Annotated in this window: 16 protein-coding genes and 1 pseudogene; 7 read left to right on the top strand and 10 right to left on the bottom strand. The window is 61.9% G+C overall.

Translation table 11 applies throughout. The annotated features are described in order from the left end of the window. Positions 1–554: 554 nt before the first annotated feature. From O7A05_RS30240 to O7A05_RS30205, 8 genes and pseudogenes are all read right to left on the bottom strand, one after another. Positions 555–1,505: pseudogene (locus O7A05_RS30240) on the bottom strand (UDP-glucuronic acid decarboxylase family protein); the annotation flags it as partial. A 23-nt stretch (positions 1,506–1,528) separates the two neighbouring features. Next, positions 1,529–2,632 (bottom strand): CgeB family protein, encoded by a 1,104-nt coding sequence (locus O7A05_RS30235; protein ID WP_337096873.1) that lies wholly within the window; start codon positions 2,630–2,632, stop codon positions 1,529–1,531. After that, the gene (locus tag O7A05_RS30230) at positions 2,629–3,723 is read right to left on the bottom strand and encodes a CgeB family protein (RefSeq protein WP_337096871.1); all 1,095 of its coding nucleotides are present in this window, start codon (positions 3,721–3,723) and stop codon (positions 2,629–2,631) included. The genes O7A05_RS30235 and O7A05_RS30230 overlap by 4 nt, the downstream gene beginning before the upstream one ends. Next, complete coding sequence (locus O7A05_RS30225; protein ID WP_337096869.1) at positions 3,720–4,850, bottom strand: CgeB family protein; 1,131 nt, start codon at positions 4,848–4,850, stop codon at positions 3,720–3,722. The genes O7A05_RS30230 and O7A05_RS30225 overlap by 4 nt, the downstream gene beginning before the upstream one ends. Positions 4,851–4,852: 2 nt before the next feature. Continuing rightward, positions 4,853–5,914 carry a glycosyltransferase family 4 protein gene (locus tag O7A05_RS30220; protein ID WP_337096867.1) on the bottom strand — a complete coding sequence of 354 codons (1,062 nt, stop codon included), beginning with the start codon at positions 5,912–5,914 and terminating at the stop codon, positions 4,853–4,855. A 23-nt stretch (positions 5,915–5,937) separates the two neighbouring features. Continuing rightward, a complete protein-coding gene (locus O7A05_RS30215; RefSeq protein WP_337096866.1) occupies positions 5,938–7,230 on the bottom strand; it encodes a TIGR04295 family B12-binding domain-containing radical SAM protein in 1,293 nt (430 codons plus the stop codon). Beyond that, on the bottom strand, positions 7,227–8,300 hold the full coding sequence (locus O7A05_RS30210; RefSeq protein ID WP_337096865.1) for an NAD-dependent epimerase/dehydratase family protein: 1,074 nt from the start codon (positions 8,298–8,300) through the stop codon (positions 7,227–7,229). The genes O7A05_RS30215 and O7A05_RS30210 overlap by 4 nt, the downstream gene beginning before the upstream one ends. Next, positions 8,297–9,403 (bottom strand): NAD-dependent epimerase/dehydratase family protein, encoded by a 1,107-nt coding sequence (locus tag O7A05_RS30205; RefSeq protein WP_337096863.1) that lies wholly within the window; start codon positions 9,401–9,403, stop codon positions 8,297–8,299. Before O7A05_RS30205 ends, O7A05_RS30210 begins: the two co-directional genes overlap by 4 nt. A 171-nt stretch (positions 9,404–9,574) precedes the next feature. Here O7A05_RS30205 and O7A05_RS30200 point away from each other — a divergent pair, with 171 nt between their 5' ends. Then, complete coding sequence (locus O7A05_RS30200) at positions 9,575–9,847, top strand: hypothetical protein (protein WP_337096862.1); 273 nt, start codon at positions 9,575–9,577, stop codon at positions 9,845–9,847. A gap of 104 nt (positions 9,848–9,951) precedes the next feature. Then, on the top strand, positions 9,952–10,191 hold the full coding sequence (locus tag O7A05_RS30195) for a hypothetical protein (RefSeq protein WP_337096861.1): 240 nt from the start codon (positions 9,952–9,954) through the stop codon (positions 10,189–10,191). Between the two features lie 147 nt (positions 10,192–10,338). Here the strand turns inward: O7A05_RS30195 and O7A05_RS30190 are convergent, their stop codons facing one another. Beyond that, positions 10,339–10,551 carry a hypothetical protein gene (locus O7A05_RS30190; protein WP_337096860.1) on the bottom strand — a complete coding sequence of 71 codons (213 nt, stop codon included), beginning with the start codon at positions 10,549–10,551 and terminating at the stop codon, positions 10,339–10,341. Between the two features lie 325 nt (positions 10,552–10,876). After that, positions 10,877–11,197: a hypothetical protein gene (locus tag O7A05_RS30185; protein ID WP_337096858.1), complete on the bottom strand. Its 321-nt coding sequence runs from the start codon at positions 11,195–11,197 to the stop codon at positions 10,877–10,879. A 240-nt stretch (positions 11,198–11,437) separates the two neighbouring features. Between O7A05_RS30185 and O7A05_RS30180 the strand changes: the two genes are divergently transcribed. The 5 genes from O7A05_RS30180 (at position 11,438) to O7A05_RS30160 (ending at position 15,809) form a co-directional block, all read left to right on the top strand. Then, positions 11,438–11,884, top strand: a complete 447-nt coding sequence (locus O7A05_RS30180; protein ID WP_337096856.1) for a DUF6894 family protein — start codon at positions 11,438–11,440, stop codon at positions 11,882–11,884. Between the two features lie 35 nt (positions 11,885–11,919). Continuing rightward, the gene (locus O7A05_RS30175; protein ID WP_337096854.1) at positions 11,920–12,171 is read left to right on the top strand and encodes a hypothetical protein; all 252 of its coding nucleotides are present in this window, start codon (positions 11,920–11,922) and stop codon (positions 12,169–12,171) included. Positions 12,172–12,415: 244 nt separating this feature from the next. Next, the gene (locus tag O7A05_RS30170; protein WP_337096852.1) at positions 12,416–12,841 is read left to right on the top strand and encodes a hypothetical protein; all 426 of its coding nucleotides are present in this window, start codon (positions 12,416–12,418) and stop codon (positions 12,839–12,841) included. 1,705 nt (positions 12,842–14,546) lie between these two features. Then, positions 14,547–14,810 (top strand): hypothetical protein, encoded by a 264-nt coding sequence (locus O7A05_RS30165; protein WP_337096851.1) that lies wholly within the window; start codon positions 14,547–14,549, stop codon positions 14,808–14,810. Between the two features lie 453 nt (positions 14,811–15,263). Continuing rightward, on the top strand, positions 15,264–15,809 hold the full coding sequence (locus tag O7A05_RS30160) for an ABC transporter permease subunit (protein WP_337096849.1): 546 nt from the start codon (positions 15,264–15,266) through the stop codon (positions 15,807–15,809). Positions 15,810–16,572: the final 763 nt, after the last annotated feature.

Raw genomic sequence — 16,572 nt, 5'->3', positions numbered from 1 at the left:
GGAGGTCAAACTCCTCCTCGAAGAATATCATCGCCTCTCACCATCGAAACCTTGACCCAGCACCGCAGTGGGTCAGGGGCTCATGGCAGCCGGATACGCACGACTGCGGTCTTCGCCGGATGGCTACGGTTCCCCTTGCTGGTGAGTTGATGCTCGGACCTGCGCCTGAGTTGCTTGCATCATTTGAGGCTCAGTCCAGCTTGCGCAGCATGTCAGCTTCCTGCTCGAGGATGCTGGCGACTTCCTCGCGTTGAAGATGCGTCATCATCAGGCTGATGCAGCATTCGAGATACGTGATCGAGGCTCGTCGCAGAAAGGCGGCGGTTTCCGCGGCCGCCATCTGCTCGATGTCCCTGGTTGATCGCTTCGGCTGCACAACTGCGTTCTCCGTGCCTCTTATCAGGCCCAACCAGAATCTTCGTCGGATGTTCCGCTTCGGCGATAAGAGCGCGAGACACGTCCGAGTCCTCGGGGTCGCCGGCCTCAAATCCAACTGCGCCCGATTTGTTGATCGCGCCAACCGCAGGCACCGTCGCGCTTTCGTCACGATCGGCAAAGTGAACGACCGTCCGCAGCAAGCCTTGCCGGAGCGGTACTTTGGGCGACCAGCCAAGAAGCGCCTTCGCACGAGCTATGTCGGGGCGGCGCCGGCGCGGATCATCTTCCGGCAACGGCAAGAATTTCATGGGTGACCTGGTCCCGGTCAGTTCCCTCACCAGGTCGGCAAGTTCGAGGACGGTGAATTCCCCCGGATTGCCGAGATTGATCGGCTGGCGCGGATTGGGCTCGATGTCCATGAGTCGCAGCAACCCTTCGACCAGATCGGTGACGTAACAGAAGGATCGCGTCTGTCGGCCGTCGCCGAATATCGTCAGTGGACGCTTTTCCAGTGCCTGCATGACCAGATTGGAGACGATACGGCCGTCGGCGGGATCCATTCTCGGGCCATAAGTGTTGAAGATACGCGCCACGCGGACGTCGGCCATGTCGGCGCGCAGATAGTCGAAGCAAAGCGTCTCCGCGGTGCGCTTGCCTTCGTCGTAGCAGGCGCGCGGGCCGGTGCAGTTCACGTGGCCGAGATAGTCCTCGCGCTGCGGATGCTGTTCGGGATCGCCATAGACTTCGCTCGTGGAAGCTTGCAGGAACCGCGCGCCATCGCCAACGGCGAGCTCAAGCAAATTGAGCGTTCCGATCACGCAGGTGCGCGTCGTGTGAACCGGATCGGCCTGGTAGCGGGGCGGCGACGCGGCGCATGCCAGGTTGAAAATACGATCGACCGGCTCACCCAGCGTGAGCGGGCTGCAGATATCCTGCTCGATCAGCCGGAAGCGCGGTTGGCCGACAAGCGACTTGATGTTCTCCATTCGGCCGGTGAGAAAATTGTCGATGCAGACCACGCGATAGCCGTCCTCGTACAGGGCCTCGCATAGATGCGAACCGAGGAAACCGGCACCGCCGGCGACGAGCACCGTCGGTGTCTGGTGGGCCTTTCTTGAACGCCGCATCTCTATGTTCTCCTGTCTGCCTGTCATGCTGCACTTTCGACGTCCAGATCGAGTACCGGACGTATCTGCTTTGATTGCATCAGCACGGATGTGAACTCGCGCGCCCGAGCAGCCCCGGTGTGTCTTGCCAGGACCAGCGAATAGGCCTGCCTGGCCATGTTGAGCCTTGCGCGGTCTGACTGCCCGAGAAGGATGGCCGTCACGTCATCGGCGCTGCCGGCCGTCTGGATCGCCGACCGGGGAAAGAAACTGTCCAGGCCTGGCCAGCGGTCGCTGATGATCGGCGTCTTGCACGCCGCGGCTTCGAAAAGCCGCACGCTGGGCGACCATCCTGCCGCGATCATCGAAGTGCGCGTCACGTTGAGCGTATAGCGCTGCCGGCTGTAGAAACTGGCATGCTCGGCGGGCGGCAAATGTTCGATCCGCTCAATGTTGCCGGGCCAGGCGATTTCGTGCGGGTATTGCGAGCCTGCGACGACGAAACGTCTATCCGGGAGCCGGCGCGCGGGCTCGAGCAGAAGTGCTTCCAGGGTCTGCTGCCGATCCGGACTGTAGGTGCCGAGATAGCCTAAATCCCACTCGATGGTGTTTCGGTTTCGATGATGCTGCTCCGGGTCGACGGAACAATAGAGCGGTTCGGCCCGGCGCGCGCCGAATTCGGATCTCAGTCGTTCGAGGGTCGGCCCGCCGGTAAAGGAAAAATAGACGTCGAAATATGGGATCTGCCGGCGGGCCAGATAGTCGCAATCATTCTCCGCGACCCTTGCCAGCGTGATTGGCGTGTCGATGTCGTAAAAGCAGAATTGCCCGGTGCACAGCGCTGCCACCTCGTCGATGACGGCCCTGCCTTCCGGTACGAAGGAACCGATCACCACGACATCGGCCCGCTGAAGCTCGCGGTGATGGTTGCGTCGGAGGTCGTCGATCGTATCGTAGTAGCGCAACTCGCAGAAATCGGCCTCGCGCAGATCGCGGTGATGCGCATACCAGGGCACGTCGCGTTCTAGGAAAGTGACGCGATGACCGAGCTTGTCGAGCGCGCGCAACAGACCCCGAAATGTCGTCGCGTGGCCGTTACCCCAGGAAGAGGACAACGAAAGGCCGAGGAAAACAATGTCGAGTGTCATTCCGCGGCCTCCACGGTCCGGCGCTCGAAATGCGCCTTGAAGATGGTGTCAACCAGTTCGGCTCGCATTGTGTAGGTATGTTCGGCAAGAACGCGCCGAAGCGCTGCCGCGCCGATTGCCTTCGCTCGTGGCGGCGTAAGCGTTCGCATAATCTCGGCGACATCGGCACCGTCCCGCGCGACCAGGATTTCCTCTCCCGGCGTCAGGAACAATTCGATGCCTTCCCAGGCATCGGTGATGAGGCACGCGCCGGCGCCAGCCGCCTCGAACACTCGCGTGGCTGGCGAAAAGCCGTTGCTGGCCATGCTCTCGCGACTGATGTTCAGCACAGCCTTTGGCGTGACATTGAAGGCGTTGTGATCTCGCGTGCCGACATGCCCGAGCCAGGAAACATTCGCGGGCAGCGGCTTGTCGCCCCAACCCGACCCGCCGAGCAGGAAACGTTGATCGGCCAGGGCGCAAGCAGGTTCGAGAAAGAAGGACTCGACCCGCGCCTCACGGTCCGGCAGGCGATTGCCGAGAAAGGCGAGATCGCAGGCGAAGCGTGAATCCTCGGCGACGGGGTGATGTGTCTCGGGATCGAGCGCATTGTAGATTGGAATGCATTCTGCTGCGCCAAATGCGCGATACTCCCATATGACGGGATCGCCGCCGCCATAGGTGAGCACGAGGCGGATCTTCTTCAGCTCTTCGTGAAGAGGATGATCAGGGTCGTTGCGCAGATCGGCGAGCGTCGCCGGGGCATCGACGTCCCAGAACACCGTCAGCGCGTCGCTGCGGGCGTGGTGGATCAGAGCGCGCAACAGCGCTTCGTCTTCGAAGCCGACGCCGCTTGCCTTGACGACGATGTCGGCCTGCGCGGCGCAGGATGCAGCCTGCTTCAGTGCATCCGGCGTTGCCTCATAGACGACGACATCGCACCAATCGGGAGCCTCGATGTCTTTATGCTTCTGCCGGTCGAAGGCGTCTGGTTCATAAAAGATGATCTCGTAACCGCGATGCGAAAGCGCCTTGAGCAGGCCCCGATAGTAGGTAGCCGCACCGTTCCAATACGACGATAGCAAGCTGGATCCGTAAAACGCGATTTTCATGCAGCAGCCTCCTTTGCAGGCGTTCCTTCGACTGCGTGTCGGTTGCCGCACGCGGCGAGTATGTCGAAGAGCTCATCGACGCGGTGACGGCATGTGTGCCGCGCGAGAATGGTTTCCAGCCCGGATGCCGCCAGCGCCCTCGCAAGCCCGGTGTCATGCAACACATCCCGCAGGTGCTGCCGCATCTCGGCCCCGTTGCGGGCGAACAGAAAATCCTTGCCGGGACGGAACAGCCCTTCAACGTCCGACCATGGCGCCGAGATCAGCGGAATGCCGCTGGCCAATGCCTCGAACATACGGATCGTGGGAATGCCGAGCAGGTGTTCACGGTAAGGCCGGCGCGGAATGTGCATGGTGAGACGATGCTGCGCGAACGCTTTCGGAACGTCGGCATTGGCGATCCAACCCTCGTGGCGCAGTCCGGCTTCGGCGAGCGCGGCCCGTGCCTCTGCTGGATAGCGAACGCCGTGAACCGTACCCGACAGACCGAGCTCGCGTGCCGGCCCAACGAGGAACTCCCGAATTTCGGCGCTGCGCTCATCATCACCCCAGTTGCCGACCCAGACCAAGTCCGACGAGGGATCGATATCGGGTTGGGGCCTGAACAGCCGGTCGTCCGCCGCTTCGTGCCAGGTAAAGGCCCGCTTGCCCCAGCCGGCGCGAAGATAGCTTTCGCGCAGCGTTTCCCCGAACACCAAAACCCCATCATAATATTCGAGGTTCAGCGCTGAGATCGACTGGGTGGCCGACACGGCACGATGGTGCGTGTCGTGGAACAGCAGCGTGAAATTGCCGCGATTGAGCTTCGCGCGCCCGATGCGAGCGACGAGGCTCGGATCCGTCCATTCATGGACGATCACCGCATCGGCGTCCGCAAGCCACGCTTCGTGATCGAATGAAGCGTCATAAGTCACTGGTATCAGCTCGGGAAAATCCCTCCGGAAGCGTTCGACGGCGAAGGGGCCTTTCTCGGCCAACAGGTTCGACCGGCTCCACCCGTCCGCGGGCTCCAGCGCAAATGCGTGATGTCCGCGCGCGATAAGTTCCCGCATGATGCCGCGCTGGAAATGCGCGTTGCCATGGTTCCAGTCGGAGACGACGGAATGGGTGTAGAACACGAACCGCATCGTCAGCGCTCCGCGACGGCCATCGCCGCCCGATCGTAGATGTCGCGCATCGCCGCTGCCTGGGCCTGCAGCGAGAACCGGCGCGCGCGGCGAGCGGCACGCCGGCCGAGTTGACCCCGCAGGTCCGCGTCGCCGACGAGTTGGGCGATGCATCGGGCGAGCGCACCGGAATCATGCACGTCGAAGAATACCGCCGCGCCGTCCCAGATCTCACGGTAGGTCGCAATATCGGCGAGCACCAATGGCGTGCCCGAGAGCGCGGCCTCCAAGGCGGCGAGCCCGAAAGGCTCGTAGATCGATGGCGAAACAAAAATGCCGGCCCGAGCCATCAGGCGACGTGCCTTGGCATGGCCGAGCGGGCCAAGCGAGACGCAATGATCGAGGCTGGTCCGCTGACCATCCGTCCCGTCGAGCGGACCGGCGGCATAGACCGGCCATTCGGCAATCGCAGCCGCCGCATCGAGCACCGATGCGTTCTTGCCCTCGTCCCACCAGCGGGCCGCGGCGAGGACGAACGGCTCGCGGCGCGATGCGCGGGGGCCGGGTAAGGCGCCGTTGTGAACGATGTTCAAGCGCGAGATCGGTCCATAGCAGGCCTCGATCATATCGGCGTGGCTTTGACTGGGCGCCACGACCGCCTCGGCACGGTCGAAGCCGGCCCTGTTGCGATCCTTCTGCCAGGCCCAGTCACCCGCCGCGACCTGATTGCGCACCGCATGCAGCCAGGTCACGACGCAGGAATGTGAGACCACCACGACGGGGCAGGGCGGATCGATCCTGGCCGCTTGCGCCGGCGCGTTGAGATGAACGAGATCGGCGGCAAAGCCCGTTGCCAGCGCCTGCAGCTCGTCAGGAAATCGGTCGAGAGCGCCCTCATCGCGCGTCATCCAGTCCGGCGGGGTTTCGAGCCACGCGAGCGTAGCGAAGGACTGCACCTCCCGGACCTGCTCCGCCGAAGGTCGAGGCCCCAGGCCGGCCAGCATGATGCTGTCGCCACCGGCAGCCAGCGCGCCTGCCAGATCGAGCGAATAGCGCCACACCCCACCGACGGCGTCGGTGGTCATCAGGATCCGCCTTGGGCGATGGATCAGTGATTGCAGCATGAGGACTCCAACTCGGCGAGTGCGCGCGGACGCTGGTCCTGGATGTCGCTGAACGTCCGGAACGAGGCGAGGTAGTGCTCATGCGCTCGCTCCCAGGCAAAATCATCGGGCTCGCCCCACAGCTCGCGGTAGCTCGGCGAGCTTGGATAGGGATAGAGCGGCACCGGCTCGTTGGCCCATACCCCGTTGTCGATGAGATGCTTGCGCCAATAGTCCACCAGCGCAGGGTCATCCTCGACCACGCCGATCAGATTGGCCTGGACGAATGGAACGTGGCGGCGGGCGTCGACCAGCAGCGCGGCCAGTTCCTCGGTGCCCAGCCGGCAGCGCTTGGCCAGCATCTCGCGGCCTTCGACGGTCAGGCTTTCGAGGCCTGCTTCGATCGAGACGCAGCCGGCCGCGCCCAGCAATTCCAGCAGCTCCGGTTTCCAAAGGTCGATGCGCGTCTGCACGCCGAATTGGACGTCGCGGCTGATCAACGCCTCGAGCAGCGCCTTCTGCGGCAGGAAGATCTCGTCGATGAAATAGATATAGCCGACGCCTTGAGCGATCAGGCCGTCGATCTCGGCGATGACCGCATCATGGTTCCTGCGCCTATACGCATCGCGAAAGTCGATCTTGGCGCAGAAGCTGCAATTGTAGGGGCAGCCTCGGGACGCCTCGACTTCCGCACCGGCACCCCTCTGGTCGGCGTCGAAGCGGTGATGATGATGGCTGTGCGCCGCGATCCAGTCGGATGGCCAGGCGAGCGCAGGATGATCGACGAACTGGCTGGCATGCACGCCGCCATTGAACACTGGGAAATCGTTTTGGAGACGAGCGGTGTGCGCAACCTTGCTCCAGTCGCTTTGCTGCGCGAGCTCCGCCACCACCTCCTCGCATTCGCCGCGCACAACGATATCGACGCCTAGTTTGCGCAAGGTGGGAGCCGGCGTCGCCGAGCTATGCGGCCCAACAGCGACGGTGCGGCCTCCGCGCCCGGCAAGATGGTTCAGGAACTCTGCCGGCACACGCAGTTCCGGCGGCGCGCAGCGCCAGAACAGATAAGTCGGCGCGGTCGTCACCACAGTCATGTCCGGCGCGAACGCCGCCGCGCGCTCGGCAAGGGCCGCGTTATCGAGATCCTGCAGCTGACCGTCCAGCATCAGCACCTCGTGCTGATTGGCTTCGAGCAGGGCCTTGCAGTATCCAAGCTCCAGCGGCAGATGCGGCTGTCGGCAGCCGAAATAGATGCTGTGCTCATAGGTCCAGTTCGGGTTTACCAGCGCGACCTTCATGCGACGTACCTCTGGGCTTCCGGAAGTGGCTGGAGGCGGTGCCGCAGCAGCCAGCTGGCCAGGTCGCGGACACCTTCACGCCACGGGACATGCGCCCGCCAGCCGAGAGCGGCCTCTATCCTGCGGGTGTCGGCGACAAAGAAGGGCTGATCGCCGGTGCGTGCGAGCTCGTGGTGGAGCGCGATGTCGCGGCCGGTAATGGCGGCGATCTCCGACAGCAGTGTGCGCAGGCTGACGGCGTTGCGCGGTCCACCGCCGAGGTTGAACGCCTGGCCCTTGAGATCCTCGATCCTGGCCAGCACGGCGCGATAGGCGGCGACCGCGTCGGACACATGCAGGATGTCGCGCACCTGTTTGCCGTCGCCGTAGATCGTGATGAGCCGGCCGCTGAGCGCGCTCAGCAGGAAATGCGCGACCCAACCCTGGTCCTCGGTGCCGAATTGGCGAGGTCCGTAAATGCAGCTCATGCGCAGCACCGCTGTCGGCAGGCCATAGGACTTGGCATAGTCGAGGACATACTGGTCCGCCGCGCCCTTTGAGCAGCCGTATGGCGTGCAGAAGTCGAGCCCGATCGTCTCGTCCACACCATTGGCGCGAATGGCATCGTCGGCGGGCTCGTAGCGATCATCGGCTTCACGCACCGCAATCTGGGGCAAGCTGCCATAGACCTTGTTGGTGCTGGCGAAGACCACCGGTGCGCCCGCCTGGCGAGCAGCTTCGAGCACGTTGAACGTGCCCTTCAGATTGATCTCGAGGTCTTTCGCGGGATCGAGCAGGCTCGTGGTTACGGCGGTCTGGGCGGCCAGATGGAAGATCGCCTTCGCCGGCGCCAACGCCGAAGCCACCCTGCTTTGGTCGCGTATGTCCACGGTTTCAACGCTGAGATGACTGCCATGCTTGCGCTGCAGCCATTCGAGGTTCTGCTCGACGCCGGGACGGCTGAAATTGTCGATGACAAGCACGGGCTTTCCATCCGACAACAGACTGTCGGCCAGGTTTGAGCCTATGAAGCCGCTGCCGCCGACGATCGCCACCGGCGCCTTGCGAACGGTGCGATGCCGTTGGCTCATGACACCAGCCCTCTCTCTTCAAGCTCTCGCTTCATGTCGGCGCCGCGGTCGACGGCGACGCTATTGCGAACCCAGGCCGCGAATTCACCGAGCGAGTTCTCCAGCCTGTGGCTTGGCTCGAAGCCGAGCAGTTCGCGCGCTTTGCCGATGTCGGCGAAGCAGTTGCGGATGTCGCCGGCGCGCGCCTTGCCGAGAATCTCGGGTGGCCGCTTCGGAACGCCCATCGCCTCGGCAAGCAGGCGGGCGACCTCGGTGATGGTGTAGGCGCGCCCGCTGCCGATGTTGATGGCGTGGCCGGCCGCCTGTCGTTGCTCCAGCGCAAGGCGGAAAGCCCGGGCGACGTCGCGCACATGGACGAAATCGCGCTTTTGCTTGCCGTCCTCGAACACCATCGGCCGCTTGCCGTTGGCAAGGCGAGCGGCGAAGTTGGCGAGCACGCCGGTGTAGGGATTGGCGAGTGCCTGTCCGGCGCCGAAGACGTTGAACAGCCGCAAGGCCACGGCATCCACATTGTAGGCCTGGCCGAAGATCAGCACCGCGCGCTCCTGGGCATATTTGGTCAGCGCGTAGATCGAGGCGAGATCAGGCCGCTTCTCTTCGTCGGTGGGGATTGGCGACAGCGTTTCGCCCGCGGCCGACAAAAGGTCCCACTGGCCGGTTCTGACATCGCTTGGTCTGCGGCGGGCATTATCGATGCGCTTGCCGTCCGGAGTCTGGTACAGCCCCTCGCCGTAGATGCTCATCGATGACGCTACAACGATCCGTTCGACCGGTTTTTTGATCAATGCCTCGAGCAGCGTGGCGGTGCCGAGATCGTTAGTGCCGACATAACGGGCGATCTCGTACATGGATTGGCCGACGCCGACTTCGGCGGCGAGGTGGATGACGGCATCGGCATCCGAAACCGCTTCGGCCATCATCGCCCGGTCACACACATCGCCCTTGGTCAGCGCGGCACCGGCGGTAATGCTGATGGCTTCGCCGCCATGCACCTGGTCCAGGAGCGCGTCCACGATGCGCACTTCATAGCCATGTTCGATGAGTTCCTGGGTGACATGCCGGCCGATAAAACCGCAGCCCCCCGTAACCAGTATACGTTTCACGAGAACTCCTTGCGGATTAGGCGTTGGGCTTCCGAACTGCGGGACAAAAGGTTTGTTCCTTGCTTCCAACAAAGTTCCCTTCGCGGTTGCAGGCCGGGCTGCGCAGAATGGGAACTTTGGTCTTTGGGCGTTGTTAGGGGCAAGGGTCCCAGCGGCGAGAAAGGAAAAGCCATGTCCGAGGCCAAGACGACCACCAATCACGACGACATCCGTAAGTGGGTGGAGGAGCGGGATGGGCATCCCGCAGTTGTTCGCACCAAAGGCGAGGGCGGCATCCTGCGCATCGACTTCGGCGATCCGGAGGAAGCGCTCGAGCCGATCGAGTGGGATGAGTTCTTCCGCATCTTCGATGAGAACGACCTCGCTTTCCTTTATCAGGACAAGGCCGGAAGTGGAGGAAAGAGCCGGTTCAACAAATTCGTCGAGCGCGGCCGCAACGCTTGACCGCCCGCGTCGTTGTCCATTCCCTCGCAACGGCCGTTGGCGGCAAATGCACGACGGAACCATTTACAGGTCCGGTGGTTGCGCGTCGGCGTGGAGTGATTGCCATGGGACTCTTTTCCGACCTGAACAAGAAGCTGACCGAAAACATCTATGCGCATGGCAGCTATCTGACCGATCCGAGTGCCGATCTGCCCCGGCGTGTCGCAGAAACGGTCGATCTTCTCATGCCGTTCATCCAGCCGGATGCGCGCGAGGACGTGAGGCTGCAGATCCTCGGCATTGTCCACGAGCATATATATGACGAGCCCGAGAGCGGCCTGGCGGATTCAGCTGCCGACGAATGAGCTTCCTTCGCCGGATCCAGCACGTCAGGAGCGCCATTGCCAGCCTGCCCTGAAGCGCCCGAGAACTCCAGCTCATGGAACAGCGTGGCCGGCTGACCTTGATGAACCTTGAAGGTTCCCCTCCAGCGTGCCGAGCAGAGCTACGCGCTAGCTGATGTCGACGGTTTTTCGTTTCTTTCTTGGCGGCGACTTAGGCTTTGCGGCGTCAGGGGTCGACTTTGCCGCGGCCGTTGCGGCCAGGCGCTGTTCACGCAGCCGAGCCGTCTTTGCCTGCCGTGCCAGCCGTTCGGTTTCGAGCAGTTGGCGCGCCGCAGCAGATGTTTGCTCACCTCTGCCCTTGTCGATCTTCCGCGCGGTCACGGTCGCTCCAAAGTCATTCACTGTTGCAGGCTTATCCGACATGCCCGGCGGTCTGTTCACCAGCCGACGGACCAGCAGGGGAGAAGCTCATCCTTTATCCCCGTGCACTCGCTGATCCTCCGTTTCGCGCAACAGCCGCACGATCGCATCCACCGGTGAGGAATCTGCCGCCGGCTGCATTCTGCGTCGCCACAGATGGCGAAGAAGTCTTCTCAGTTTTGACATCGGAATCGCCTCCTTGAGCTACAGAGCTACAAACTCGCGTCGACGAAGGATGTTCCTGAGCGGAGAACCGGCTTCCTTGCACGTCAAAATCAAGCGGCAGTTATCGGAGCAGCGCGGCAAACAGGAACGCGACGGCCGCCAGGATCACGAGCGCCGCAATCACCAGAACAGGTGCCGTCCTGGCCGGCTGAAGCCCGGCCGCGTTCTCAGGACGCCGCATTGCGTTCGCGAAGCTCGCCTGGTTGGTGAATTTCGGTTCGCGCTGTGTAGCGGGACGGGCCGGATTGGCGTGGCCACCGGCCTCCGAATCCGTTTCCTGGGGCGCGGCTGCCGGATCGAAGCCGGGTGTCTTGTCCTGGTTCATACCCGCCTGAATCGCGCCTCGATCCTCCGCCGGTGTTCGCTTGGTCGGTGCGGTCATGGACATCTCCTTCCCAACCAAACATCCGTCGGGCCTTGCTGTTCCCGCGTGAAGCTGTGCAGCAAGAGGCGATGAGAAGCGCCGCCGGAGATCATCTTCCCGGCGTGCCGAACATTGACGCGGCAAGCTTGAACAGAGCCGGAACTTTTCCGATTGGGCCAGCTTTAATCTTCATCAAGTGAAGATGACGAGGCGGCGATGCAGGTTCTCGGGACCGAAGTACATGCCGGACTCGACGGCATGATCGTCGAGTTCCTTGGCGAAGGCGGTGAAAAGATCGCGGTCACGATGCCCGTATCCGATCCGCGATGGAGGCTTGATAAAGCCGCTCTTGTCGACCGTGCCAAAGGTATGATGGCTCAGTGTGCGGTCTTCGACAATCCGAAGGGTCCTCAATCCAGCCAGGACAGCCATCCCGCCAGACCTGCCACCTCAGCCAAGCCGGACGGTCCGTTCACATTCGAGTATCGCGACAATGGCAGCGTGCGACAGCTCGAGGGCGTGGAGTTGGCAAGCCTGGAGGTCGCGCATGACGAGGCGTTGCGCTCGGCAATCGATCTGCTGGACGATACCGCGACCGAAGGCGGGCAGGAGGGCTGGGCCGTCCGGGTCAGGGACGGAAGCGGCAAGATAGTGTCGTCGGTCGACTTCGATGAGGCAAGGCGCGAAAAAGCGTCAGCGGAGTGAGGACTCGGGCTGCATAGCCGAAGAAAGGTCATAAGATGCTTCCCTTCCTGCCGCTGGACATGCTGGCAGCTCCTAGAGGCGACGGGCTGCACCCCAAGTTTGCCCGCCTGCTCAGATCAGGCCTTGCTTCGGCCGAGCCTGGAGTGGTCGTGCTCCGCCAACCCGGAAACGGTGGGATGGTCCAGGCCGGTCCCAATCCGCTCGGCAACATCGACGGAGCGCCGCAGGAAAACGTCCTGCGCTTCCCCGCCCGGAAAAGCGTCAACGGCCGACGCCGGAACGGCTAGCGAGCACCTGGGGATGCCCGCTTCGGAGGGCAGGATCTGCTGGCGACGGCACGCCCAAAGCGCAGACAGGTCTTCCTTCGGAACGTTCGGGACGGCGGCCAGTTCGATGCCGTGCAGGCTCCGCTGCTGGACGTCTGCCGAAGATCGGGCGGCAAACTGATCGGCCCGCGTCCGGTCCCTCGCGCGCGGGCCTGCCGATCTCTCGGGAGTAAACCAGTCACAGAAGGATAGATGGGAGCTTGTTATGAGATACCAAACGCTCGACCAATTGCACTCAGTCGCCGACATCAACCCGCTCGTGCCGCTCGCGACACGGACTGAAAAGATAGAGAGGTGGGCAGAACTGCTTGACCGCAATCCGCTGCGCTCTCTGGCTGCGCTCACCGGCACCGAGTATCTTTATCCAGGGATGCGCGAAGAAGCCCGAGCGGCAGGATCTCCCCTTAGCGTTGCCTTTGAGGACCCGCTGCTCAAGGCATCGGGCTTGCAATCCGACACCTACGGGGAAGCCAGACGTTTCTTTGAGCTCGCCGATTGGCAACTGCATGAAATCGTCTGCAGCTGCCATGCTGGCGCGACAATGCAGGCCGGTTGGGCTGCTCAGCGCGTCCGCAGGATCGTCACCGGCAATCGCTTTCTTGCCTGGCTGAGAAGTCGTTTTGTGCGCTGATTGAACCCTACCGATTTGGCGGCTGTTGGACAGTCGCCAGCGGCACTCGAACGTCAATGCAGCAAATCTGCCCCGCGTGGGCCAGAGAGCGCGCGCTTCGATCTCGCCTGGAAACAGCAGCAGTTGCCGGTTGCCTACATCGGGGCAGTCATGACCACGTATCCTGCTGTTCGAACTGCTGCCATATCTGGAGGAGTTCGTCAGAGGCTTGCGGACACGCCGGCCGACTGGTGCCTCCCAAGGCCCGGCGAAGCAAGGCTGGCGAGACGATCATGCGGTGAGAACGCGCCAGGTTGCGCTGACCTCAGATGCTCTTGCTTCCTCTTCTTGCGGGAATGTAGCGCGGCCCGTGACCGAACTTTCGCCAATTAGGGGACTTGGGTCGCATGTATTATGGGACTGTGGCCCGAGAGTGGAACAAACACTTGCAAGTTCTCTTTTCTCTAGGGTGAAGACTCAAGAAGGAGAGAAAGTCATGTCTGACGGACCTACAGTCGTAAACTCCGGAAGTGGCGGAACAGTGGTTGCTGTAATCCTCGGCATCATTGCAATTGTTGTGTTATTGTTCTTCACCGGAGTAATTAACTTAAATGGTAGCGGAGGGAAGGACGTGAACGTGAGCGTCAACACTCCAAAGCTTGAGGCACCGGCCGCACCGTCCGTTTCCAAACCCGCTGCTCCGGCCAAACCCGCCCCCGCACCTGCAAACGGGGGCTAAGTCTGACCGGCCATTACGGGCTCCGGTATTTTCGCCGGAGCCTTAGCGTTTCGCCTCTCGGCAAATCACTTGGCTGGGATCACAGACGACGTATTGCCTACGGTCTCTAAACTACCGGTCGGGGCTATGGCAGATTACGCTTGGCTCAGGCCGGCGCGTTCGCGGTTCGCGACATCCCAGTCAGGATGCCCGTGCCGGGCATTAAATGAGGGTATGGCCTTAAACCATGGCCCTTTCGAACGATCGGGCGTTGGCAACTTGGGTACTCAAATGCAAGATATTCGTCGTCAAGCTCTTGGAACATCGGCAATCCGACGCCTTTGTCCTAATGCATCCGCACCAGCATTGGTAGGCATTCACCAACTGGCAATGAAGGGACCTTGCTCGCCAGCACCCCCTATGGCCGTCTCCAGAAAATGTTTCGCATTGAGGGACTTATGAGTTGACGGATACGACGTTCGTCTCACGCGCATTGCGACTGACGGGCAAGATACAGGTATTGGCGGAACAACCGGGGCTTTCCGCTATTCCCGAGTAGCCTGCCGCGCACGTTGCCAATTTGCGCCCTTCAGGCTACTCCAGTACCTGCCCGTCGGCTCCGCCCGGCGGGCTTTTTTCATGACAACCAGCGATAGCACGGGACCGCGCCAGAACGGCCTGAAGCGCGGCGATCGCTTCATCCGGCACCTTGCCATCCGGCACGACGAAGAATTCATGCTCTGCCGGCCTATGTAGCGGGGTACGATTTGAAACCGGTAGGCGCGCAGAGCTGCGCGAAGATCCTCGACCAGATCGTCAACAAGTTGCGCCGTTCGGCGAAATCCACGGATCTGGAGTCGTGAAGGATCGCTTGCGCCTGCGGAGCGAGGTCATCCCTCGACGCGAGCGGTGACCATCTCGAGGGGAACGAAAGGGCCGGAAGCGGATTGGATATTCATTCGCCGACGAGCAAAACGGCAGGGATGGCGACAGACCGGGAAAGTTATCATGAGCGAGCCGTTGAAAACCACGAATCATGAGGTGATCCGAGCTTGGATCGAAGCCCGCGAAGGCAGACCAGCGGTCGTGCGCACAGCGGGCAAGGCCGCTGTGCTGCGTGTAGATTTCGGCGAGTGCGAAGACGATCTGCAGCCCGTCGAATGGGAAGAGTTCTTCGCGATATTGGATGGCAACGAGCTTGCCTTCGTGCACCAGGACATCACCGCCGAAGGATTGCCCAGCCGTTTCAACAAATTCGTCCAACGCGAATAACGAATCGACCCGAAATCATCGGCTTGAATTAGGCTCTCCCGTTTCGCCTGACGCTCATTGGTTGCCCGGCATTTTGCTGCTGTCTTGCAGGTTCTTTTTTATGCCGGCCGCCGGAGACGTGTCCTGCGGTGCGTTGCCACCCTGGTTCTACTCCGGCGTCCGTTTCAGCGGCGCCGTGGGTCAGCCTCGCTCGACATAGATGAACGCCGCATAACACGCCAGCAGGACCACAACAGTCAGTTCAAATCCTGTCCAGCCGTCTGCTTCATACGTTGCGCCGTTCGGCGACGTCCACGGATCTGGAGTCGTGGAGGATCGCTTGCACCTGCGGAGCAAGGTCATCTTGCTTGGCCTCCTGTTCTTCATTCCCCGCGGTGCCTTCGGTGTCCGTCGGCCTCGGTTTGCTCGTTGCGTTCAGCACGCCGCCGCTGCTCCTCAACGGAACCGTCGCGATTGTCATGGTGGCGCATTTTCGTCCTGATTTCCGCTTTCACCTTCGGCAATGTGTCTGCGGGTCTGTCGCGTCTGTCGCCGGACTTCGAGCAGGTAGCCTCAAGCCTCGGCGCGAGGCCAGCCTATCGGCTCTGGCATGTGATGCTGCCTCTGCTCGCACCATATCTCGCCGCGCCATTCGGGCTGAGCTTTGCGCTTTCCATGGGCGAACTCGGTGCCACGGTGATGGTCTATCCGCCGGGCTGGGTGACGCTTCCGGTTTCGATCTTCTCGCTGACCGATCGCGGCGACATCTTCGCGGGCGCGGCGCTCACCATGATTCCTGGTCGTCGCGACCCTGGTCCTGCTGCTCGGCCTCGAACGCATTACGCGGCGCGCGACGGGATCCTAGGTCTTCCGCGCGCGATCGCGTGGCCATTCTTCCCGGAATTGTCCTCAGGCTTTGCCACAGACACCGCTATGGCTTTTCGAGAGGCGACTCCCGCCTCGGACACCGCCCCTGAGGTGCAAGGACATCGCTCCCTAAGCTGGACGATTCTTTGCTGACAGGGTTGCCAGAGTTCCCGGGTGAGGCTCGTCATGGCGCAGCTTCGCCATGGAAAGACACGCCGCTGGCGTTGGAATCTCTGCGGTTCACTTCCCGCTGCCGAAAGCAACTTCCAACCTTCATTCGCCCCCCTCGAACGTTGTAAGAACCAGGCAGCCATCCGGCATGACCGCCTCAGCCATGTCCAATCTGGCTCGGCTTCAGCAAGCTCATCGAGTGGCTCTTGGACGCCCTGATTCGTGCGGCCGGCGGCTCTTCGCAAAAAATGTTGGCCTGGTTCGGTCAGACTGAAACGCGCTGGAGGAAGCCTCCGGAAAAAACGATGTTCAAACGAAGAATTAACCGCCTTTCGGAGGGGGTCTCTTTATCTTGCCTTGCACGCCTTATACATACAGGCTAACAACAACAACTCATGAATAAGATATAGGCAATCGTAGGTGCAGCGTACTAGCAATGGCATCGCACGCTCGCAGCGTACTTACGCCAAGCTTGCGGTCGGATTGTCGCCTCCACTGGTTCATGCGACAATCCGAGCTTAGTGCGATGGCCAATTCCATAGGTTAGAACGGCCGGCTCGCACTCTCGACGGACCGACAAAACAGATGGTCCAAGCGCCTGACATAAGCAGATCAGGATAGAGATTTGATGCATCTGGAGCAACGGACAAACCGTGTTCCCTGGCCTCGTTGGAAGCTTCTCCCACGCGCGTGGAATGGCATGAACCTCATGTGCGATGGCTCTGCCTTAATCTCGACAGTCAAT

Origin of the sequence: Mesorhizobium argentiipisi (SeqCode) (assembly GCF_037179585.1) — a bacterium.
Classification (GTDB): Bacteria; Pseudomonadota; Alphaproteobacteria; order Rhizobiales; family Rhizobiaceae; genus Mesorhizobium; species Mesorhizobium argentiipisi.
Note: the sequence above shows the minus strand (reverse complement) of the source record. Positions and strands in the feature narration are given on the sequence as shown.